Origin of the sequence: Nocardia sp. NPDC006044 (assembly GCF_042871115.1) — a bacterium.
In the GTDB taxonomy this organism is placed as follows: domain Bacteria; phylum Actinomycetota; class Actinomycetes; order Mycobacteriales; family Mycobacteriaceae; genus Nocardia.
In genome coordinates this window covers 471,343-494,975 of record NZ_JBIAID010000003.1, presented here as the reverse complement: position 1 = coordinate 494,975, position 23,633 = coordinate 471,343, and the positions used below count along the sequence as shown (strand labels likewise).

Genomic DNA, 23,633 nt, shown 5'->3' with positions numbered 1-23,633 from the left:
CGTTTCATGAGAAGGCTCGACCGCCGCCGCGTCGCCACGCTGCATAGTGTGTGGCCTGAATGGCCGAGGCGACGTATCCGCCGTCGAAGTTTCCGCCCTCGGGTGGCGCGTCCCGGTTCGAGGCGTTCTGTGCGGCGAAGCCGTTGCCCGGCCGCGACAACGCGTAGCGAGAGTCATCGGTAGTCCATACGGTGCCGGGATTCGTCGCCGGCAGCGGCGGGACGACTCCGGTTCCAGGCTTGAAGAGCCGGCCGCCCGGGAAGAAGCGGGACGCGGCGCCCGTGACATCGATATCGCGGCCGTCGACAGTGATCCGGTAGCCGAGGTATTGGCCGTCGTTGTCGAAAAGCATTCGCGCGGAAACCGAATTCGGGTCGCGTTTGATCGCGGTGTCCACGAGGTCGGCGACGGCCGGGGGCACCGAATTGCGGGTGCCGAGCGAGGCGATAACGCCATCGCCTTCGAATCCCGCGACTACGAATGGACTGGGGCCTGCCTGCTTCGTGATGCCGGTGATGTCCATGTTTCCGTCGAACGACATCGTCAGTCGGCCGGTTGCGCCGGGGTTGGGCCACACACCGTTGATCTGCTTGCTCGCCGCCCTGGGGTTGTTGTGGTCGTAGCCGAGGTCGTGCTGCCCGCGTACTTCCTTCCACTGGGTGTTGTCGGCCAGCCCCGGTGGTGCGTTGCGCCCGATCATGGTGAATTTCGCGTCGGTGCTGAGCTTGAGCATGTTCTCGACACCGCTGATGCCGGTGCCGCCGGTGCCGGCGACGATCCAGTGTTTGGCGAGGTCGGGGTTGACGCCGGTGAGGTTGGCTTCGTCGCCGGAGAGGATTTGGCCGGGGTGGTCTTCGCGCAAGGATTTCCAGTTGGCGAGGGAGTCCAGGGCGTGGTTGACGTTGTTGCTGAGTGCGGAGCGGTCGACGTTGTTGTCGGTCAGGATCGTCAATACCTCGCCCGCAGACGCGGGGTCGCGCCAGGACAGTGCTTCGACCTGAGATCTGGCCGCGGTGGCTTCGGGTGTGTTGAGTTGCCCCAATTCCTTTGCGGCCGTGTCGAATGTCCCGTGCATTCCGCCGACGTTGCGGGTGCCGGGGATGATCTCGGGCGGGAAACCGGTCGCGATGACCGGAGTGCCTTGGACTTCCACGGTGAGTGGCGCCGAGCGATCCACCGGGGTGATGTCGGCGAGCAGCTTTCCATCCTCCATGCGGAAGGTCGCTTTGCCGTCGACCACCGGGCCTTGCGCGGCGATGGTGTCCTCCCAGTAGCGGACCGCGTCGAGCGGCACCCGCGCGCCGGGTCGGCGTTCGTCGACGAACTGGTAAGGGTCGCCGAGTCCGGTTTGGCGGAGGTTGCGCAGTTGGTCTGCGGTTTGGGCGATGCGGTCGCCGTTGTCGGACTGCCATCGTCCGCGATCATCGATCAGCAGTGCTTTCGGATCGCGTGCGGCGAGTGCGGCGCCGCCGCCTGCCTCGATGACCGACAGCTTCGGGTAGTCGCCGCCCGCGGCCTGCTCGCGCAAGTCGGCGAGGGTTGTCGCGCTGCGTTCCGCGCGTTGCTGGGTGCTCTGGTCGGCGAGGGTCCGCGTCTGTTCGGGTGTGGCTCGTTCTCCGTCGAACGCGATCGGGCGCTCGAAGGCCGGTCGCAATGCCGCCCGGTGCGCGTCGAACGCGGCCTGGTCCTGTCCGGCTTGGCGCTGAATGGAACGCAGCAGGCGCCGGTCATCGGCGGAAAGCTGATCACGGTGGCCACCGGTGTCGTCGAGCAGATGACGCACCTGGTCGCGGCCGTCCGGGGTGGACTCGAGGTGCTCGAGCACCAGGGCTCGGCGTTGCTCGGCGCCCGGTGTGCCGTCGCGCAGACCCACGTGCTCGACCAGCGCCATCGCTTCGCGGTGCAGTTCGTCGTAGCGGGTTCGGTCTTCGGGCGTCCGGTCGGCAGGGCCGGGGAGTTCGTCGAGTTGCTGTCCGAGTACGCGGAGTTCTTGGATGCGACCGGTGTCGTGCGGGGTGAGCTGGGGCTGGTCGGTGGGTCCGCCGGGACGCAGCACGCCTTCGTCCGGGCCGAAAGCGTCGAGCTGGTCGAGGAGGTAACGCCTGCGGTCGGCGACGATCTCGCCGATCTCGTGCGCCAAGGCGCGCGGTACGTGCTTGGTCGAAATGCGGTCGGAGATCTGGATGACGTGCTGGCCCTTGTCGTGGTTGAGGATCGAGCGAGCCGCGGTGTCATCGCCGATCCGTTGCGTTTCCACGCGCACGGTGAAGCTGTGCTGGTCCGTGCCGTAGATACCGCTGGTGTCGGTGACGCGATACTCGCCCCGGTTCGTATCGATGGGGTCGATCCGCAGGCCGCCATGGCCATCGATGGCGCTGTGCAGTGCGCTGTCGACTTGGCCGCGGATCTGTTCGACGTGACTGGTCGAGGGTGGTTCGACGTGACCGTGGAAGTCCGAACCCGGCACGGCCGCAGCGGTAATGACGTTCGATCCGTCGGCGTCGCTGCGTCGCCATGCGGCGTAGTGCGTGGCTTGAGTGGCGGTGGCGACGTAGCCGCCGTCGAAGTTTCCGCCTTCGGGTGGGGCGTCTCGGTTCGAGGCGGTTTGTGCGGCGAAGCCGGGCTCGGGCCGGGCCAGCGCATAGCGGGAATCCTGTGTGCTCCAGACTGTTCCGGGATTCAGCGCAGGCAGCGGTGGGACGTCGCCGGTTCCGGGCTTGAAGAGTTGTCCGCCGGGGAAGAAGCGGGAGGCTGCTCCGGTGACATCGATATCGCGGCCGTCGACGGTGATCCGGTAGCCGAGGTACTGCCCGTCGTTGTCGAAAAGCATTCGCGCCGATACCGAATTCGGGTCGCGTTTGATCGCGGTGTCCACGAGGTCGGCGACAGCGGGTGGCACCGAGTTGCGGGTGCCGAGCGAGGCGATGACACCGTCACCTTCGAATCCGGCCACCGCGAAACGGGATCCGGGACGTTCTTCGATTCCGGTGATGTTCATGGTCCGGTCGAATGCCATGGTCAGTCGGCCGGTTGCGCCGGGGTTGGGCCAGCTGCCGTCGGAGTTCTGCCGGCTGGCCGCAGTGGGATTGCCTGCGTCGAAACCGAGGTCGTGCTGCCCGCGTACTTCCTTCCATTGGGTGTTGTCGGCGAGCCCCGGTGGTGCGTTGCGGCCGATCATGGTGAATTTGGCGTTGTCGCTGAGTTTGAGCATGTTCTCGACGCCGCTGATGCCGGTGCCGCCGGTGCCCGCCACGATCCATTCACCAGCACGGTCGGGGTCGACGCCGGCGAGGTTGGCTTCATCGCCGGAGAGGATCCGGCCGGGGTGGTTGTCGCGCAACGACTTCCAGTTGTCGATCGCACCCAGGGAATCCCGCGTGGGCTTGGACAGCACCGAAGGATCGATACCGTTGGCCGACAGAATCTCCAGAGCCTTGCCCGCCGAGGCCGGGTCCCGCCAGGAGAGGGCTTGGATCTGCGCTTTCGCCGCCGCCGCGCCGGACGTGGTGACGTTGCCCAATTCCTTTGCGGCCGTGTCGAATGTCCCGTGCATCCCGCCGATGCCGCGAGCGATGCCGGGGATGATCTCGGGCGGGAAGCCGGTGGCGATGACCGGGACACCTTGCACCTCCACGGTGATCGGCGGGGTACCGTCGAGCGGAGTGATGTCGGCGAGCAGCTTCCCGTTCTCCATGCGGAATGCTGTTCTGCCGTCTACCACCGGGCCTTGGGCCGCGATGGTGTCTTCCCAGTAGCGGACTGCGTCGAGGGGTACGCGGGCATCGGGCCGACGGTCACCCACGAACTGGTAGGGATCACCGAGTCCGGTCTGGCGGAGGTTGCGCAATTGGTCTGCGGTTTGGGCGATCCGGTCGCCGTTGTCGGACTGCCACCGGCCGCGATCGTCGACCAGCAATGCCTGCGGATCGCGCGCGGCGAGCGCCGCCCCACCGCCTGCCTCGATGACCGACAGCTTCGGATGTTCGCCCTGCGGTGCGGCGGCCGCTTGCGTGCGCAGGTCGGCGAGGGTTTGTGCGCTGCGCTGCGCACGCTGCCGAGTGCTCTCGTCGGCGAGCACACGCGTCTGTTCGGGGGTGGCTCGTTCGCCGTCGAACGCGATGGGTCGTTCGAAGGCGGGGTGCAGGGCTGCCCGACGCGCCTCGAACCCGGCCTGATCGTCCTTGGCCTGATCCTGAATACGTTGCAGGAGTTGCTGATCCTCGGCCGGTAGTCGATTCCCTTCGCGGCCTGCGTCGTCGAGCAGGGTGCGGACGTGCTCGCTGCCGGAGGGGGAGCGGTCGAGATGGTCGAGCACCAAGGCCCTGCGCTCCTGGGCGCCAGGCATGCCTTCGCGCAGACCCAGGTGATCGACCAGCGCCATCGCGTCGCCGCGCAGGGCGTCGCGTTCCGGATGCGTGGCAGGCAGCCGGTCGAGCTCGTCCCCGAGTACGCGCAGTTCTTGGATACGGCCGGCGTCGTGGGGTGTGAGCGCAAGTTCGCCGGTCGGTTCGCCCGGACGCAGAACACCTTCATCGGGACCGAAGGAATCGAGCTTGTCTACGATGTAGCGTTTCCGGTCGGCGACGATCTCGCCGATCTCGTGGGCCAGCGCGCGGGGCACGTGCTTGGTCGAAATGCGGTCGGAGATCTGGATGACGTGTTGGCCCTTGTCGTGGTTGAGGATCGAGCGAGCCGCGGTGTCATCGCCGATCCGTTGCGTTTCCACGCGCACGGTGAAGCTGTGCTGGTCCGTGCCGTAGACACCGCTGGTGTCGGTGACGCGATACTCGCCTCGGTTCGTATCTATGGGGTCGATCCGCAGGTTGCCGTGACCATCGATCGCGCTGTGCAGTGCGCTGTCGACTTGGCCGCGGATCTGTTCGACGTGACTTGTTGACGGCGGTTCGACGTGACCGTGGAAATCCGAACCCGGCACGGCCGCAGCGGTAATGGTGTGCGATGCGTCGGTACCGTCGCTGCGTCGCCATGCCGCGTAGTGCGTGGCCTGGGTCGCGGTGGCGACGTAGCCGCCGTCGAAGTTTCCGCCTTCGGGTGGTGCGTCTCGATTGGAGGCGGTTTGCGCGGCGAAGCCGGGCTCCGGCCGGGCCAGCGCGAATCGGGAATCCTGTGTGCTCCACACTGTTCCGGGATGTCCCGCGGGCAGCGGTGGAACGGAGCCGGTGCCGGGGCGGAAGAGTTGTCCGCCCGGGAAGAAGCGGGAGGCCGCGCCCGTGACGTCGATGTCGCGGCCGTCGACGGTGATGCGGTAGCCGAGGTATTGGCCGTCGTTGTCGAAAAGCATTCGCGCCGATACCGAATTCGGGTCGCGTTTGATCGCGGTGTCCACGAGGTCGGCGACGGCCGGTGGCACCGAATTGCGGGTGCCGAGCGACGCGATGACACCGTCGCCCTCGTGCGGGCCGACGGAGAACCGGGTGCCCTGGGGACCGGTGTGTTCTTCGATCCCGGTGATGTTCATGGTCCGGTCGAATGCCATGGTCAGTCGGCCGGTTGCGCCAGGATTGGGCCAGCTGCCATCGGGGTTCTGCCGACTGGCGGCGGTCGGGTTGTTCACGTCGAAGCCGAGGTCGTGCGGCCCGCGTACTTCCTTCCACTGGGTGTTGTCGGCCAGCCCCGGTGGTGCGTTGCGCCCGATCATGGTGAATGTGGCGTCGGTGCTGAGCTTGAGCATGTTTTCGACGCCGCTGATGCCGGTGCCGCCGGTGCCGGCGACGATCCAGTGTTTGGCGAGGTCGGGGTTGACGCCGGTGAGGTTGGCTTCGTCGCCGGAGAGGATTTGGCCGGGGTGGTCTTCGCGCAAGGATTTCCAGTTGGCGAGGGAGTCCAGGGCGTGGTTGACGTTGTTGCTCAGTGCGGAGCGGTCGACGTTGTTGTCGGTCAGGATCTTCAATACCTCGCCCGCAGACGCGGGGTCGCGCCAGGACAGTGCTTCGACCTGAGCCTTGGCCGCGGTGGCTTCGGGTGTGTTGAGCTGGCCCAATTCCTTTGCAGCCGTGTCGAATGTCCCGTGCATCCCACCCACCTCGCGGGTGCCGGGAATGATCTCGGGCGGGAAACCGGTGGCGATGACCGGGATCCCCTCGACCTCCACGGTGACGTGCGGACCGCCGTCGAGCGGGTCGATGTCGGCGAGCAGCTTCCCGTTCTCCATCCGGAAGCTCGCCTTGCCGTCGACCACCGGCCCTTGGGACGCGATCGAATCTTCCCAGAAGCGAACCGCATCGAGCGGCACGCGAGCGTCCGGCCTGCCCTCGTCGACGAATTGGTAGGGGTCGCCGAGTCCGGTTTGGCGGAGGTTGCGCAGTTGGTCTGCGGTTTGGGCGATCCGGTCGCCGTTGTCGGACTGCCACCGTCCGCGATCATCGATCAGCAGTGCTTTCGGATCGCGTGCGGCGAGCGCGGCGCCGCCGCCTGCCTCGATCACCGACACCTTCGGGTAGTCGCCGCCCGCGGCCTGCTCGCGCAGCCCGGCCAGGGTCTGCACGCTGCGTTTCGCCCGCTCGCTGGTGCTCTCGTCGGCGAGCTCCCGGGTTCGCTCCGGGCTGATCTTTCCGCCCTCGTCCGCGATAGGCCGCTCGAAGGCAGGCCGCAACTCGGCCCGGTGCGCGTCGAACGCGGCTCGGTCCACCCCGGCCTGGCGCTGGATGGAACGCAGTAGGCGCTGATCGTTGGCCGAAAGCTGATTCCGGTTGCCACCGGCGTCGTTGAGCAGATGGCGCACCTGGTCGCGACCGGCGGGGAAAGACTCCAGGTGCTCGTCGATCAAGGTTCTGCGGTCACCGGCACCCGGCGTGCCCTCGCGCAGGCCCAGATGCTCGACCAACGCCATCGCTTCCCGGTGCAGTTCGTCGTAGCGGGTTCGGTCTTCGGGCGTTCGTTCGGCCGGGCCGGGCAGCTCGTCGAGTCGCTGCCCGAGTATCCGGAGTTCTTGGATGCGCCCGGCGTCGTGCGGGGTGAGCGCCGGTTCGTCGGTCGGTCCACCGGGCCGCAGCACGCCTTCGTCCGGGCCGAAAGCGTCGAGCTTGTCTACGATGTAGCGCTTGCGGTCGGCGACGATCTCGCCGATCTCGTGGGCCAGCGCGCGGGGCACGTGCTTGGCCGAGATCCGGTCGGAGATCTGGATGACGTGCTGGCCCTTGTCGTGGTTGAGGATCGAGCGAGCCGCGGTGTCGTCGCCGATGCGCTGGGTTTCCACGCGCACTTCGAAGCTGTGGTTGTCACTGCCGTAGACACCGCTGGTATCGGTGATGCGATACCGCCCCCGCGCCACATCGATCGGGTCGACCCGCAGGCCGCCATGGCCATCGACCGCGCTGTGCAGCGCGGTGTCGACCTGGCCGCGCACCTGATCGACCTGCGCGGCGGTCGGGGCTTCCACATGACCGCGAAAATCCGAACCCGGCACGGCGGCCGCGGTGATCGGGTTGTGCTGATCGGGCGTGCGGTGCGCGCTGCTGCCGTCGGCGGTCGCGCTGCGGTCCGGTCGATTCGACATGGAATCCGTTGCGCCGTTACCAGATTCGGTCGATCTAACGGACTCGTTGGAAAAGAGTCGGTGTCCGGTTCCGGACTGCCGCGAAGGCTGCTCCGCCGGACCGGACTCGTGCCGGCTCGGCAGTGAACCGTCCGGCACGCCGCCCGGCATCCGGTTTCCGGTGGTGTCGTGCACCGTGACGGAATTCGAATCGACGTGCGGGACAAGCGACTTCGCGAGCGAACCCGGTGCGGACACCTGCACCCGTGCCGCAGGGTGCTGCCCGCTGAATTCGGCGATCGCCGTCCCGAGCCGGTCCGGCGTGGGGTCGGGCGATCCGGGAAAGAGCTTGGCGAACAGCCGAGACGGCCCGGCGTTGCCGCGCGTGGAGTCGTGGTCGACCCACATCACGGTCGCGTGGTCCGGTTGGTTGCGTGCGGTTTCCACGTGCTGCTGCGCGGCATGCGCCACCGCGGGACCGGCCGATCCGAGAGACGCGCTCGGCGAGGCCTGCCAGTGCACCGTCGCGGCGGAGTCGACGGGACCGAATCCGATGACCTCGCGGCCCCGCCGCCCCCGGGCATCTTGATCGAAGGACAGCAGATGTGTCGCGGGCTGCTCGGTGCCCGCGTGGTGGGCGGCGATCGCGGAGTCGAGGTCCGCGGTGTGCACGTCGGTGAGTACGGCTTTCAGGTTGTTCAGTTGCCGCCGCTCGTTCGACGACAACGACGAGCTTTCCGCGATCTTGTCCAGGCGCTGGATCTCATGCTGGATATAGGTGGTGTTGAGGGTGTTCCGGACCGCCGCCGGGATGCCTTCGCTGTTGCGCAGGCCGGGGAAGTCGGTGAGCAGGCCGTGCTGGTAGCCGGGTGACAGGTCGTCGAATCGCAGGTTGTTCCACCAGGATTCGCCGGTGTCTCGCCACCAGGCGGCGGTCCGGTCGGCCGAGGGATTCCTGCCGTCGAGCCCGGGTGGCGGTTGTGGTGGCGTGATCCGGTCGTTCGGGCCGGTGGGATTCGGATGCGCGACGAGCTGGTCCCGCAGCTCCGGCTGAACCGTGCCCTGGTCGAGTCCGGTCCGCCACCGGTTCAGCTCGTTCTGCTCTTCGTTCAACAACTCCCGTCGGGCCTGCACGATCCGGCGGGTATCGGCATCATCGTGGGTGCCCGGCCGGTCGAGTGCGTCCTCCTTGCGGCTGAGCGCTTCGGCGGCGGCATCGAGCGCGATCTGGCGGCGCGTGAGTTCGTCCTGCTGCCGATCCAATTCGCCGAATCGGTCACGGGGTTGGTTGTCGAAGCCGAGGCGCGCGAAGTTGTCGTCGAGGGAAAGACCCTGTCGCCGTAGGAGATCCACGGCGTAATCGTTGAGCTCGCCGCGCGGCAGGTAGTGCCCGCTGCGATCGCTCATCACGACCAGCCTGCCGTCGCGCACCTCGATCTCACCGGCGGCCGTGACGGTTCGGCCACCGAGGAACGACGAATGATGGAGCGAACCGAGTTCCTGGTCACCGGCGTAGAGGTTGCCGAACTCGTCCATGACGAAGATGGCGCGCGCGTCCCCGCCCTCGCGCGCCGAGGCGATCTGGGTGGTGTCGAACAGCCGTCCGTCGGCGGCGCGGAACAACCTCCCCTCGTGCACGAACAACCGGTGGTTCTCCAGCTCCGCGGGGCTCATGTGCCGCACCGGCGTGTGATACGGCAGGCGTTCGTGAACGGCAAGCGGTTTCGCGTCCGGGATCGGGTCGAGCTGGGACTTGACCGCGATCGGGCGGCCTTCTCCGGTGTAGTGCGACGCCAGCGGTGCGCCGTCGAGCAACGGGATCTGCGGCGAGGCGAGGACGCGATCCAGCGGCGGCGGGATTTCGCTGCGCGGCACCACCGTATCGATCACCGAACTGAGCGGCGCGGGCGGACTCGGATGCCGGTGCGCCGCGAACAGGTTGCCCTCGGGCGTGACGCCGATCTCGAACTCGCCGGTTGATGCGTAGCGCAGGAACACATTCCGCTGTCCCGGCACGAAGGCGTGCTCGGCGCCGGCCCCGTCCGGATGCTGGACGACGACGTTCATCCCGAAGGCGGACGCCGCCAAGTGCAGATCCCGGTCCACGGAGTCGCGTTGCGGCGCGGCCGGTGGCGCCGCCGCGAGGTTGCGCTGGTCATCGAGCCACTTCTCGAACTGACCGCGGCGATCCAGTTCGCTCTGCCATTGGGTGTCGTCTACCCGGCCCTGCCGGCGTTCCTCCTCGATGGTGGCTCGCCATCGAGTGTCCTGCTGTTCCAGCCGGTTCAGATGATCGGTAATACCGGACCGGACCTGCGTGGCATCCGGGAGACCGAGAATCCGGGCGACGGTGGTGAACAGCGGATCGGTGCGATCGGGCACCGGTGCCCAGTGCTGCGGCCACGGCGCCTGCTGCGGAGTCGGGTCGCCGACCACTATCTCGGGGGGCAGTGGTGACGAATCACGCGACGGCACCGGGGTATCCGTCCGCTCCGGGCCGGGATCGCTTCGGGCGGCGTCGGCCGGATGCGTGCTCGCGTCGTCGGGGTGACGCATGATCGGTTCGGACGCGGTTCCGAGCCGTGGATTCGGTTCGGCTGTGCGTGAATAGTCTGTGCCCGAGCCGTTTTCATGGGTGGTGGTCGGCGAGTGCTCGGATCCCGCCTGGATCGGTTCGGCGACGTGATAGTGACCGCCGGCCTCGTCGACGCGGACCAGGATGTGCTCGGGCCGGTCCTGCGGGCCGAAATGCATTGCGGTGCCGTCGTGGTCCACCACCACGAGGTGCAGGCCGAGGGCGTCGGCGCCCTCGGGGATGAGGAAATCACCGAGTTCGTTGTTGTAGTGGCCCGGCCGGGACAGATCGTCGAGCTGCCGATCGAACGCCTCCGAGCGCTCGAAATCGTATTCCCACTGGCGGAATTCCCGCTCGGCGAGCAACTCGGCGCGCGACGGATGGTCGGGCTGGTCGCGCAGCGTGGTGTCGATCCGGGTGATCTCCGCCGCGGCCTCCCGGAAGTCCGCGGAATTGGGCACGAACCTGTCCAGCAGCTGGTCTTTCCTGGCCCGCAGCACGCCGACGAATTCCCGGCGGATGTCGTGCGGCCCGAGTCCACGGGTCTGGCCGGTCGCGTGGTCTATCGCTCGGAAGAGGCAGTCGCCGTCGGCCGGGATGCGCTCGAGGCGATGACCGGGCAGCGCGGCCACCTGCTGCGGGGTGGGGTTGAAGTCGTCGTGGGGCACGAATTCGAGTCCGGCGGGCGGCTTTTCGCCGATCGACTGCGGGCGTTGCTCGGGAGCGATCGAGTCCGACGGATGCGGTACCTGATCTTCAGGCTTCTGCGTCGAGAGGTCGCCCGAGTCGCGGGGTGATCCGAGCCGGGTCTCGGGGCTTGTGGACGCGTTCGAGCCCGGCGAAGCCTCAGGCTGCCTCGGGGTTACCGGGTGGTCCTGGGGACCCTGTGCCGGTTCGACCTGACGGAATTGCGATTCGGGGGTGACCGCCGACGAGGTCGATGCGCGTTGATTGGTCGGGATCGGGTCGGTTCGCACGCCTGCCGTGATCGGCGGGCGGGCGGAGCCGTCGCCCACCGAGGAGATGCTCGGGCGGGGCGACTGCGGTGGCGCCTGGACCGAGGACTTGTCGGTGACCGAAGGCGGAGGAGGTGGTGCCTCGCTCCGCGACGACGTCACCGATGGCGGGGTGCTGCTCGCCGCTGCGCTGGCGTTCGTCGTCCCCGGCTGCGCGGCCGGCCCTTCCGCGCGGATTCCGGTGCTCGACTGTGCGGAGGGCGGCGGCACAGGCGATTCCATGACGTTCGGCACGTGCGACGACTGCGGGATCGGCGAATTCGTGGACGCATCCGTGCGTGGTTGCTCCACAGACGTCTGGGGCTGTGCGACCGAGGTCGTCGAATTGTTCGAGTTCCCTTCGAGATTCGACGTCGCCGCGGAGTGGGTCTGCGATGCTGCCGGTGGCGCAGGGGAATCCGTGGACTGTGCGTGCACCGGCTGCTGCGGCGGTTGCGACGTAGCCGAATTGGGATCGATCCCGGTGCGCGTCGCGGGTTGCTGGGTGGTCTGTCCCTCGACACGGGAGGACGTGGCGGGCTGCGGCGCGGGCGAGGTGCCGTTGGACCGCCCAGAGCTGGAGTTGGACTGCGACTGGTTGTTGGATTGCGACTGGTGGTTGGACTGGGACTGGTTGTTGGATGGCGACTGGTTGCCGGACTGCGGTCGGTCGCTGGAACTCGTGGAGTTGTTGTTCCGTGGCGAGCCGTTCGCCTGCTGCGCGGCCGAGTTTCCGGTCTCACTCCTGCCGTTCGTCTCCGCGGAGTTCGGCCGACCGTTCCGGGTGGTCGAATCATTGTGCGTGGAGATGTTCTCCGCGGGTGCCGTGCTGGACCGATCACTCGTCGAATGCACTGACGGCGAACGGTAATTCCCGCGGTCACCGTCGTAAAGCGAAGAGGCGCGCGAAGATCCGCCGTCTCCCTCGTTGACCCGCGGGCTCGGTCGCTCGTGACTGCCGTCGGCGCCGACCGGCGGCGGGACGGCAAGACCGGTGTAACCGCCCTTGGCCATCCCGATCGACTGCGCGTGTCCGGCGACCCCGTGCACGCCACCGACCAGGCCACCGCCGACACCGCCGAGAATCGCGGCCGGATCGAACTCCCACTGGCCGGTGAACACACCATTGGCGACAATGCCTGCCCCGGCGCCGACCACACCCGCGGGGATGCCGGCGCCGATCGCGATGCCGCCGGCCTTCCACCAGGTCATCGACTCCTGACCGACCCAATTCCCGAGGCGCTTACCGATCATGCTGCCGACCGGCGCCGCCACCGCGCCCGAGATACCGCCGACGGCGCCGGAGATGACCATCTGCTTGACGTCGAAGCTGTCCCGATGGCCCTTGCCCAGCTGAATGCCCTGAGCCAAAGCGTCCGCGCCCAGGCCGATGGCGGCCTGCTCGACGCCGGTGATCGCGGCGAGCTTCCACATCGGCATCTGCGCGAGGCGGGTGGCGCGGTTGGCCAGAAAGGTGACCAGGCGCTGGCCGATGAGCTGGCACACGCCGGCCGCCTCGGCCTCCATGGCGGGCACCGCCCACGCGCCCCAGAGCGTGGCCAGCGCGTAGGCGATCTCCGCGGCCAGGATCGCCAGGGTGATGATGATCTGGAGCTTGGCGTACTCGGTCTGGGTGCCGCACTGGCGCACCGATTCGCCCAGCTGCTCGAGCTGTTTGGCCAGCTTGTCGACGGACTGATCGCCGGCGAAGAACTGGTCGAACTGCTTTTTCATCTTGTCCGCGCCGTCGCCGGAATAGCTCACCTGCGCGGTATTACACGCGACGTGCAGCGCCTCGATCAGGTCGTGCAGGTCCTTGGATGCCGTTTTCCAGTCGTCGCCGAGCGCGAACAACGCGTCCTCGTCGCCTTTCGGCCAGGACGCGCCGGCGAGATAGCTGAGCCACTGCAGGCCCTCGGGCATCTCGATGCTCATGGATCAGGCCAGGGCTGGTTCAGCGGTCGTTGTCACGTGCCGACGGGGGATCGAAGGAGGCCCGCTGCGGTTCCGGGACACGGGTTTTCAGATCCGGCAGGCCGGCGACGATCTCGGACAGGCTCGGCAGTTGCGAACGGGTGCGCTGGATGGGTGCGATCAGCTCGTTGGCGCGCCGCGCCACCTCCATCGCGGCTTCCTGGGTGGCGTCGGTGACGGCGTCGGCGATCTCGTCGTAGTCCAATTCGTCGATGTCGTCGGCGAAGCGGGTCTCGATCACGACCCCGTCGGCGTTGACGGTGATCTGCACCCGGCCCTTGGCCGCCGTGGCGGTCGCGGTGAGTTCGACCCGCTGGCGCTGTGCCTCGGCGATCGAGCGGATATGCAGATTGACCGTGTCGAGCAGATCTGCGAGGTCACCCTTGGCTCGGTCGTTGTCCACGTCGAATTCTCCTGCTGCCCGACGAAATTCGGAACCCGCGATGCCTCCGCATCGATTCCCCGCTGAACGTTACCGTGCCTAATCGGAGGGCATAATCTCCGATTATCAAATACTTATGCCGAGATTATGCGGAAGATTATGCCCGCGTGACCGGTGCCGTGTTGAATCGCATTATGCGGCAACTGGGTTCGGCGTGGCGCCGCGTAGCGAGCTCGAACTACGAGGTGGAGGCTTTCTGGTGGCGAACGAACGACTGAAGGCCGACGCCGCGATGATGCTGGAAGCCCTGCATGAGCAAATGCTCGGTATCGCCAAAATTCAACGAGATCGTTCCCGGCTCACCGCCACCGCCACCGCGTGCGACAAACGCATCACCGTGACCGTCAACGCCGACGGCATTCTCATCGACACCAAGTTCGCCGACGATATCGGCGACCTGACCCACACCGAGATCGCCGAGGCGATGACCGAGGTCGTGCAGGAGGCCGCCCGGCGGGTGACCGCGCAGGTCGGCCTGCTCATGGAACCGTTGCGCGAGCGCAAGTCCCAGCTGCCGAAGCTGTCCGATCTCATCGAGGACGCGCCCGACCTCGGATCCGCGATGCCGGTCGCACCGCCCGCGTCGTTCGCGCCGCCGAACTCACCGGAGCGGCGTTACGACGACGCCAGCTTCGATGACGCGCACAGATTCGGCGGACGACGGTCGATGGTCAGTGGCCACGACGACTGAGTTCGCGCCGAGATGGGACTGTATCTGCCACCTGAGCTGCGCTGGCTGGGGTGGATCGCGGGCGGTGCGTGGCCGGACGGCGACGAGACCGAGGTATGGCACGTCTCGGACGCCTTCAAAGACGCCGGCTCGGCGCTGAGCAAGCTCACCCCGGATATCGAGGACGTCAAGCGCATGACGATGTCCGCCTATCCCGAAGGGGCGGGCGGCGAGAAGATGGGCGCGCTGTTCGACCAGATGATCACCGGCGATCAGTCGATGGAATCGCTGGCGAAGTTCATGGAGCAGATCTCCGACGCCGTCTTCGATTTCGGCACGCAGATCGAGGCCGCGAAGCTGATGACGATCGTCTCGCTGATCGCGCTGGCCATCGAGATCGCCTGGGCCTGGATGTTCCCGCCGACCGCGCCGGCCGTCGAGGCGGCCGAGACCGCGGCCACCCAATCGATCCTGCGCAGGCTGGAATTGCAACTCCAGGAACGGATCCTGGCGAAGGTGCTGTCAGTGTTCGGCGAGAAGTTCGCCAACCTCAGCAAGAGCTACCTGCTGAAGATCCTCGAGGCGATGTTCATCTCCGGTGCGCTGGACGCGAGCGTGCAGCTCGGGCAGATGGCCGCCGGTCACCGGAAGCATTTCGACGGCAAGGAGTTCGGGGTCTCGGTGCTGTCCTCCGGTCTCGGTTCGCCGTTCGGGCGCATCGCGGCCGACGGGATCGGCAAATTCACCGGAAAGCTGCTCGGCGAGAAGATCTCCAACCCGTGGGTGCGCGCCGGGAACGGGATGGTCGTCGGCATCGGCTCCAGCCCGTTCGGGGCCGCGGTCGGCGGTCTCGGCGCGGTCATGATCACCGGCGATTGGGAGGGGACGTTCGGCAACCCGGCCAGCTGGGTCGGCGGTGCGGCACGCGGCGGGATCGCGGGCGGCGTCAAGGGTTATGTCGGGATTCACGGATTCAACAACCGCAACGGCTTCGAGGTTCCGTGGGGATCGCACAAGGACGGGTCGGCCGGCTTCTCCGGGAAGGGCGGGTTCTCCGCCGATCCGGGGCGCAACGGAGCCAACGGCAACCGCGCCGGTTTCGACGGTGAGCACGCGACGAACCGGCCGGGGAACTTCGGGACGAACGGATCCCCGGGAAGCAACCGGGCGATCACCTTCGACGAGTCCGGTTCGGGATCGCGTGGGGGCGGCCGGGATACGTCGCCCTCGACCTTTCCGACCCGGACCAACGAGTCGAACGGCCCTGGTGAATCGAACAACAGCGGAAACTCGCGTAACGGGTCGGGTGGCGGGAACGGCACCGGCGGGAATAGGTCCGAGCACAGCACGGCGAACGGGCAGAACAGTTCCTCGCCGGGCGGCGGGGGAGGCCGTGAAGGAAGCTCGCCGCCGCTGAATACTGCTGGGGGGAACGGGAATTCGCGCGACGTGAACGGCTCGACGTCGACGCATGGCGGATCGGCGCCGAATAATCAGTCCACCGGTGGCGGGCAGAATGGGCAGCAGTCCGCGTCGAATCAGCCGGGCAGCACGCAGCAGCGCCCCTCGGCCGCCCCGAATTCCACCGCCGGAAACGGCAATTCGTCGAGCGCCGGCGGTTCGCCCGAACGCACCGACGGCGCCGGCCGGGACACGCGCACCGCCTCCGGGAACGATGGCTCGGCGCAGTACCAGCGTTCGCCGGCCCCGCAGCCGTCGGCCGGCGACGCGCAGCCCTCGGTGCGCCCCACCACGCCCGAATCGAATATCACTGCGGGACAGTCGCAACGGCCGTCGGGTCCGGAGTCGACCCCGGCCGGTTCGTCGCCGCAGCGGGTGCCTGGTTCGGAGTCGGGTTCTGCTGGCTCGTCGCCGCAGCGGGTGCCTGGTTCGGAGTCGGGCTCTGCTGGCTCGTCGCCGCAGCGGGTGCCTGGTTCGGAGTCGGGTTCTGCTGGCTCGTCGCCGCAGCAACGGGTGCCCGGTTCGGAGTCGAGTTCGGCGGGTTCGTCGGCGCAGCGTGGGGCGGGTTCGGAGTCGAGCTCGGCGGGTTCGTCGCAGCAGCGGGTGCCTGGTTCGGAGTCGGGTCCGGCGGGTTCGTCGGCGCAGCGTGGGGCGGGTTCGGAGTCGGGTCCGGCGGGTTCGTCGCAGCAGCGCGGGGCAGGCTCGGAGTCTCCGGCCGGGCCGCCGCAACGTCCGTCGGTGTCGAATGCCGGTGCGGGCGAGGGAACATCGTCGTCGCAACGCCCGCCGACGAACGAGTCGAACTCGACCCCGGCCGGCCGCCCGCGTTCATCGGTGCCCGAGCCCAACTCGACTACTGCGGGTCAGCAGCAGCCGCCGCAACGGATCGCCGCGTCGAATTCCGGTGGGACACCGCCGGCCTCGCGTCCGGAGTCGACCAACGTTTCCTCGTCGTCCAACGCACGGGGCGAACACGACACGGGTGCGCCGCCGCGCCCGGAGCAGCGGCTGCTGCCGCCGCCCGAGGGGCACCAGCCACCGCCACGGGCGGCCACGCCGCCGGGTCAGCACGACCCGAGCGGGCCGCCGGGAGCGGTGCAGAGCGGCCGCGGCGGCTGGACCCACGAGGAACAGCGTCCGGGGAATCCGAACTGGATCCGCAACGAACGAGGCGACGTGCTGGTCACCTCGCCCGACGGCACCCGCCACCTGGTGGGCCGCGACGGGAACATCACCATCGCGCGTCCCGGCGATCCGACGGCGGTCCGCATCCGCCCCGACGGCGCCACCGAGTTCGTGCCGAACTCCGCCAATCACCCTGCGGCACAACCCGCCCCACGCGGCGGCGGAGCGAACGGGTCCGAGCGCGAGTTCGGTTTCGGCCGGCCCGACGGCACCCGGCACACGGTGCTGCCCGACGGCTCGGTGCAGACCAGGTCCCCGGACGGCTCGACGACGACCATCCAGCGCAACGGCGCGACGGACTTCCGTTCGGCGTCCGGCGATCGGACGCAGCGCGAGCCGGACGGCACCACCATCCACACGCCGCCGGACGGGCCCACCACGGTCACCAGGCCCGACGGCAGCACGCACGTCGTGCCGAATGATCGCGCGGGCTGGGAACGCAAGGCCGACGGCTCCTTCGTCGTCACCTCCCCGGACGGCACCAAGCACGTGATCGACCCCGACGGCACCATAGTGGTGAGCCGCCCCGGCGATCAGCAGGCCCTCCGGATCGCCCCCGATCAACCGATCGCGTTCGTCTCGCCCGACGGCACCGGCGCGGCACCGCGTCCCGAGGGTTCGGCGGGCAAGGACACCGGCGTGCGCTCGCCGTCCTTCAACCGGCCGGAACGCATCTCGCACACGGTGCTGCCCGACGGGTCGGTGCAGACCAAGTCGCCGGACGACTGGACCACGACGGTGAAGCCCAACGGCGCAACCGAATTCACCGCACCCAACGGCGACAAGACCGTCTCGAAGCCGGACGGCACGGTGGTCGAATCCGGGCCGGGCAAGCCGATCGTCACCACCGGCATCGACGGGACGAAGCAGACCGCCGAGCCCAACGGCGCCGTCACGGTCGAGAACCCGGACGGCACGAGGCATGTCGTCTTCGACTCCGGTAACAATCAGGGCGGCGGTCGATCTCAGCATCCCGACGGGACCGTCGTCCACAGCGACCTGAAAGGCACGCTGGAATTCAGTCCGCGCGACCGGCTCGGCGGCTTCCCACAGGACGGTCCGCGCAAGCACGGCATCATCCAGATGGATCGGCCCGACGGGACCGGCTTCGAGTCGACGCCCAAGGGCAGCAAGGTGTTCGACCCCGATGGGACCACCTACGAGTCGGGCTCGCGCGGATCCGTGCGCATCACCACGCCGAACGGCGAGACCGAGGTCCGGAAGGTGACAGGGCCGCTCGACCTGTCCAACGGTGCGCAGGTCGAGCGGACCTCCGACGGCTTCCGCGTCACCCATCCGGACGGTTCGACCGCCGAAATCGGTTCGCGGGGTGCGAAGGTCACCGATGCCGACGGCGTCGCGCGCGGGACTCGGCCGGACGGCACGACTTTCGTCACCGAGGCGGACGGTACCGTGCGCGAGGTCCGGCCGGACGGGGCCGTGCGGGTCACCGCGCCGGACGGAACCTCCTGGGGCAGCAGACCGGACGGCACCACCTGGAAGGTCGACGGCGACGGAAAGATCTACGTCTCCCATCCGAACGGGACCGACGCGCCGCCGCCACCTCCGCTGCGCAAGAACTCCTGGATCGACGGCAGTGACGAGACCACCAAGACGCGTCCGCGGCGCGTGCCGGAGATCGGTCCGCGGCCGGGCGAGTACCACGCACCGCGAGCGCCCGAGCTCGACGATTGGATTCCACCGGGATACGGCAGAGACGTAGATGGGAACGATTGGGAGCCACCGGATCCCGATCTCTTCGACGACTATCAAGGGTATTGGGGTCCGGGTGGGGAGGACCGCTACTACTACGGCGACGGTGCGGGCTCCGACGGTGACGGCCGCGACTCGGGTGACGATCGGGATTCCGGACAGGGCAACGACTCCGGCGGCCCGGGTACCGGCGGCGACTCGGGTCAGGGTGACGGACCCGATGGCGTTGGTGGTAACCACTACCGCGATTCCGATGACTCCGGTGGTTCCGGCGAACAGCGAGACGATTCCGGCCAGGGGGATGAAAGCCGCGGTGATTCCGGTGCGGATCAAGCGGACTCGGCCGAAGACGACCGCGGAGATCAGTCCGCCGACCAGCAACTGGACCCGGCGGAGCTGGCGAACATGTTGCAGAACCTGCACGCCGCGGACGGGATGATTCCGCCGCCGGATGACAGCGGCGCGTCCCTGCTGCCGAGCGAGAGCGGGCAGTCGCCGGACTTCACCCGCCTTGCCGAATCGAGTGCGGGTTCATCGCCGAATGTGCCGCCGCCGCCGGACCTGTCCGGGTTGCGCGGGATGCTGAATCAGCTGGGCGAGCAGGCCGCCGGCGGTTCGGGCGAGCAAGGTGCGCATTCCGGTACCGGGGGCAACTCCGCTTCATCGAACGACTCGCGCGGCGGCTCCGGTGCGCCGGACCCGCGGGGCGAAGCGAAATCGCTTGGCACTGAGCGCAATCCCGGCAGGCCAGAGTTCCGCAATCATCCGGATACTTCGGGTGCCGGCAACCGTCCGGGTGATGGCCAGCCGAGTGGTCAGGGCACAGATGGGCAGGGTTCGGACAATCGCCCGGGTGGTTCGGGTTCCGAGGGCCGACCAGGCGGTGTGGGGTCTGAAGGCCGACCAAATGGTTCGGATTCTGAAAGTCGCCGGGGTAGTGCCGGTTCGGAGAACCATTCAGATGGTCGCAGCGCCGAGGATCGCCTAGACGGGCGGGGGGCGGAGCATCGTCCGGATGGACAGAGCGATTCCAACGATTCCGGAGGTCAGGGCTCCAGAGGCCACGCGGGTGCCCCCGGTGGCCCGGATCAGCCGCACGCTCCCGGCGCCGAGAACGGCTCGGATACACCGGGTTCCGGCGACCGACCTGGTGATCCGGGCCACGGTGAACGGCAGGGCTCCGGAGAACATCCCGGCGGCCAGGGCGCCGGGGACCGGCATGGCGGGCCAGGTGGCCAGGACGACTCGTCCAGGCCTGGAACGACGAAAATCCCCGAGCAGCACGGAAACTCGTCGCATCCGGACGCGGCCGGAGCCCAGCACCCGTCCACCCCCGGACGCCCGCCCGCGCCACCGCAGGACGGCCATCAGCCGGGTGGGTCCTCCGCGCCAGGAGGCACGCCGCCACCGGGTGCCCCGCCCAGCGCCCCACCGCCCACCACGCAATCCGCCGCCGGAGCGAAACAGAAGCCACCACGCCGAGAGCGCAAGAAGAACGACAAGCCACGAAAGGCACCGAAATCAATGCTGATGCCTTCGCCGTCCGAGGCACCCGAACGAGCCGGACCCGACGAATCCGTCGATGTCCCTTTTGCTTTGGGAGCTTCGAACCAGGACCCCGAACCGGATAGCACAGCGCGATCGACCACGAGGAGAAGCGCAGATGGCTGACGAGCCCAAGAAGATCGACGACACGACCAAGACCTCGGCCAACGACTGGAAAGACCTGCATTCCAAGGCCGATAACGGCACGTTGTCGTTCGACACCGTCAAATTCGATCCCAAGGTCGTGCTCGCAGCCGCCCAACTGTGTCACGACATGATCGGAAAACTGAAGTGGTATCAGGACTTCATCACGAATAACAAGATGGCCAGCATGGATGATTGGTCCGACGAGACGGGCGGCATCCAGCTCACGCACCGATTCAATCAAAAGGGTCGAGACGTCCTGACCGCGATGGACACCATGAAAAAGATCATGGAGGACATGGGGGACACGTTCATCATCGCGGGCAAGAAATATCGCGACGCTGACGGCAAGTCGGCCGAGGGGATCGACAAGGTCGGCGACATGGGCAAGGTCGATCCCATGAAGCCGAAGAGCGATCCGCCGAAGGAGCCGCATCTTTCGAATACCAACAGCAACCCGGACAAGCTGAAGCCGCCCACCGGCGTCGATCCCGGCCAGCCGATCAGCGTCGAGGACGGCAGCGGCTGGGGCTGGGATCGGTTTCACACCTTCGGCCGCTCGTTGATCGGGCACGATTGGCGGACCTATGAGGCCGGTACCCGCTACAACTGGATCAGCGGACAGCTCAGCGGAGATCTCACCGATCTGAACGGCGCGCTGAAGCGCGTGACGTCCGAGATGTGGACCGGCCAGGGTGCGGACCAGGCCACCAAGGCGATTCAGCGATTCACCGAAAGCTCGATCACCTTCTCCAACAGCCTGATCAACCTCGGCAACGATCTGCTGTACTGCTCGAAGTGGCTCAACTACACGTTCAACAAGACTCCGGAGAAGACCTGGGACAACACCTACGCCTCGGATTGCGTGAAGCGGGATCGGCTCGGCGATTACCGGGGCCGGTACAAGGACACCTATCTGCCGGGCATCGAGGGCGCGGTCGCCGCGATGCCGCTGATCGCCGTGACCGGCACTGTTGCCGCACCGCCGCCGCCCGGCGACAACAAGGGCGACGGGAAAGGCGACAACAAGGGTGATGGAAAGGGCGACAACAAGGGTGATGGAAAGGGCGACAACAAGAACAAGGTCGATAAGGACAGTCCTGAATACAAGGCGGGTTACCAGGACGGTTACAAACAGGGCCTGAAAGATGGCGGTGGTAAGGGCGACGGCAGCGGCGGAAACGGTAACGGCGACGGCAAGGGCGACGGCAAGGGCGGACCCGGCGGTGGCGGAAACTCCGGCACCGGCGGCGGCGGTAACCCCGGCGACGTAGACAAGAACAGCCCCAACTACAAGGGCGGCTACGAGGACGGCCACAAGCAAGGTCTCGGCGACAGCAAGTCCGGCGGCATCGGCGGCCCCGGCGCCAGCGGACCGGGCGCCAGCGGCTCCGGGTCGAAAGGCGGCCCCGGTTCGAGTGGCAGCGGCTCGCCCGGCCCGAACACGCAGATCCCCGATTTGTCCAAGCTCGGTGCGGCCGACGAGGAGCGCAAATCGCCCGCGCCGAGCGGCTCGGTCGGCGGACCCGGCCTCGGTTCTACCGGCGGCCCGGGCGGCGGTTCCAGCGGCAGCCCCACCGGTAAGCCGATCGGTGGTCCGGGCTCCGCGTCGCCCGGACCCAAGATCAACCCGCCGATCCCGGGGCCGGGCAAGCCGGGTGGCAGCCCCGCCCCCGGCTCGCCGGAGGATCTGCTCAGCAAGCTCCTGCACGGGGAGAACCCGCTGAAGGATCTGAATCCGGAGGCGCTGAAGAAGATCGGGGCGGATCTGCTCGGTGGTCTGAGCCCGGATCTGCTGAAGAACATGAGCCCGGAGGCCTTGCAGAAGCTGGGTGCCGATCTGCTGCAAGGGTTGAGCCCGGACGAACTGAAGAAGCTGGGCTCCGACATCCTCGGCGGCATGAGCCCGGAACAGTTGAAGCACCTCAGCCCGGAAACCCTGAAGAACCTCAGCCCGGACGTGCTCAAGAACATCAGCCCCGAGACGCTGAAGAACCTCAATCCGGAAGCACTGCGGAACCTGAGCCCGGACACCATGCGCGATCTGGGGCGCAGCATCGCCCAGACCCCGGGCGGCGGGGACCTGCTCAAGCTGTTGACGGACGGATTGAACGGGCTCACCTCGACGATCGGCGACGTGGTCAAGACCGGCACCGAGGCGCTCGCCGGCCTTGCGCACAACGGGGCGCTCGGCATCCCCGGCCTCGGCGAACTCCAGCACATGGAGATGGCCGGTGGCAGCGGAGCGCCGACCGATCTCGCGTCGGCGCTCAGGCACGCGGCCGGCCTCCCGTCCGGGCCGGGCGGTCCCGGACCCGGCGGACCCGGCGGATCACACCCGCCGCTCACCACGCTGTCCGGTGGCCCGGTCGAATCGTCGAAGTTGTTCCCGCGGGCGGCGATTCAGGGCATCTCCGAAGCTCATCAGGTGCAGACCTCGCCGGCCGGAGCCGCTCCGGGCCCGATGGGTCCCGGACCTGGTCCCGGCGCGCAGGGCAGCGGGGAGTACAAGCGGCCCAAGTACCTCGACTCGGTGACCAATCTGGATAGCGCCCTCGGGCCGGACATCGAGCGGTCGAAGCCGGTGATCGAGCCGTGACGCAGCAATGGAAGTTCACCGCGCTCGAATTCATCGTCCTGTGCGAGCAGTATCGCGACGGCTCGCTGCCGACGCCGTTCCTGTTCGTCACCGACGAGGTGGTCATGGCCGATGAGCTGCAACGGCGTAAGCGGGTGGTCTGGGCAGACCTGCGGCGTCGGCTCGGCGGCTCGTTCGACGGCGCGATCGAGGTGCTGACCGCGCCCGAACTGTTTGTGCGCGTGCGCAGTTGGGACGAGCAGGCGGAGAGCAATTTGGCCAAGCAGTACCACCTGCACGCGGCGCGGGCAGGCGCGCACGGCTACCTCTTCGAACAGGCGCCCGGCCTGATCACCTACGACACCCCGGCGTTCACCGTCACCGAGTGTGATCCGCGCGCGCTGGCCGGTGCGGTGGTCGCCTCGCTCCCGCCGGTGGAAGCCGGTCGGCTGCCGGACATTCCGGTGATCACCGATCCGGCCGAGCACGAGGTGCCGACCTGGGGCAGCAGCTATATCCGGGACGAGCGGGAGGATTCGCCGGTCTATCAGACCCAGCAGTTCTTCCAGCGGCGCGCGGACTGCACCGGATCGATCATCGTGGTGCAGGGGCGCTCGAAGTACGGTCCGCGCGGCATTCACGAGACGAAGATGATGTGGCGCGACGTGGCCGACGACGGCCGGTACGTCATGTCGCTCGACGAAGCGCCGATCGCGGTCGCCACCGGTCAGCGGCAGCTGACCGAGCGGATCCAGCGGGATATCGACAATCTGATGCAGCGCCTGGAAACGCATTGGGAGACAGGGCGTCCCGACGACCGATACTGACCGTACGAGCAGAGACAGGAGGCGACGCC

At 67.9% G+C, this 23,633-nt stretch carries 6 protein-coding genes; 4 read left to right on the top strand and 2 right to left on the bottom strand.

Annotated features, from left to right (window positions below; genetic code table 11):
* Positions 1-4: 4 nt before the first annotated feature.
* The gene (locus ACFYO1_RS26745; protein WP_387236457.1) at positions 5-13,000 is read right to left on the bottom strand and encodes a hypothetical protein; all 12,996 of its coding nucleotides are present in this window, start codon (positions 12,998-13,000) and stop codon (positions 5-7) included.
* Positions 13,001-13,019: 19 nt separating this feature from the next.
* Positions 13,020-13,442 carry a YbaB/EbfC family nucleoid-associated protein gene (locus ACFYO1_RS26740; RefSeq protein WP_387236455.1) on the bottom strand — a complete coding sequence of 141 codons (423 nt, stop codon included), beginning with the start codon at positions 13,440-13,442 and terminating at the stop codon, positions 13,020-13,022.
* 238 nt (positions 13,443-13,680) lie between these two features.
* Between ACFYO1_RS26740 and ACFYO1_RS26735 the strand changes: the two genes are divergently transcribed.
* The 4 genes from ACFYO1_RS26735 to ACFYO1_RS26720 are packed head-to-tail and all read left to right on the top strand — an operon-like array spanning position 13,681 to position 23,604.
* Complete coding sequence (locus ACFYO1_RS26735) at positions 13,681-14,172, top strand: YbaB/EbfC family nucleoid-associated protein (protein ID WP_387236453.1); 492 nt, start codon at positions 13,681-13,683, stop codon at positions 14,170-14,172.
* Positions 14,173-14,184: 12 nt separating this feature from the next.
* Positions 14,185-20,181 (top strand): hypothetical protein, encoded by a 5,997-nt coding sequence (locus ACFYO1_RS26730; protein ID WP_387236451.1) that lies wholly within the window; start codon positions 14,185-14,187, stop codon positions 20,179-20,181.
* Positions 20,174-22,798, top strand: a complete 2,625-nt coding sequence (locus ACFYO1_RS26725) for a hypothetical protein (RefSeq protein ID WP_387236449.1) — start codon at positions 20,174-20,176, stop codon at positions 22,796-22,798. The genes ACFYO1_RS26730 and ACFYO1_RS26725 overlap by 8 nt, the downstream gene beginning before the upstream one ends.
* Complete coding sequence (locus ACFYO1_RS26720) at positions 22,795-23,604, top strand: ESX secretion-associated protein EspG (RefSeq protein ID WP_387236447.1); 810 nt, start codon at positions 22,795-22,797, stop codon at positions 23,602-23,604. The genes ACFYO1_RS26725 and ACFYO1_RS26720 overlap by 4 nt, the downstream gene beginning before the upstream one ends.
* The last annotated feature ends 29 nt before the right edge of the window (positions 23,605-23,633 follow it).

What these genes read in the sequence shown, in the direction of transcription:
- ACFYO1_RS26725 (WP_387236449.1), top strand. Translation starts at nt 20,174, where the DNA reads ATGGCTGACGAGCCCAAGAAGATCGACGACACGACCAAGACCTCGGCC.
- ACFYO1_RS26730 (WP_387236451.1), top strand. Translation starts at nt 14,185, where the DNA reads ATGGGACTGTATCTGCCACCTGAGCTGCGCTGGCTGGGGTGGATCGCG.
- ACFYO1_RS26745 (WP_387236457.1), bottom strand. Translation starts at nt 13,000, where the DNA reads ATGAGCATCGAGATGCCCGAGGGCCTGCAGTGGCTCAGCTATCTCGCC.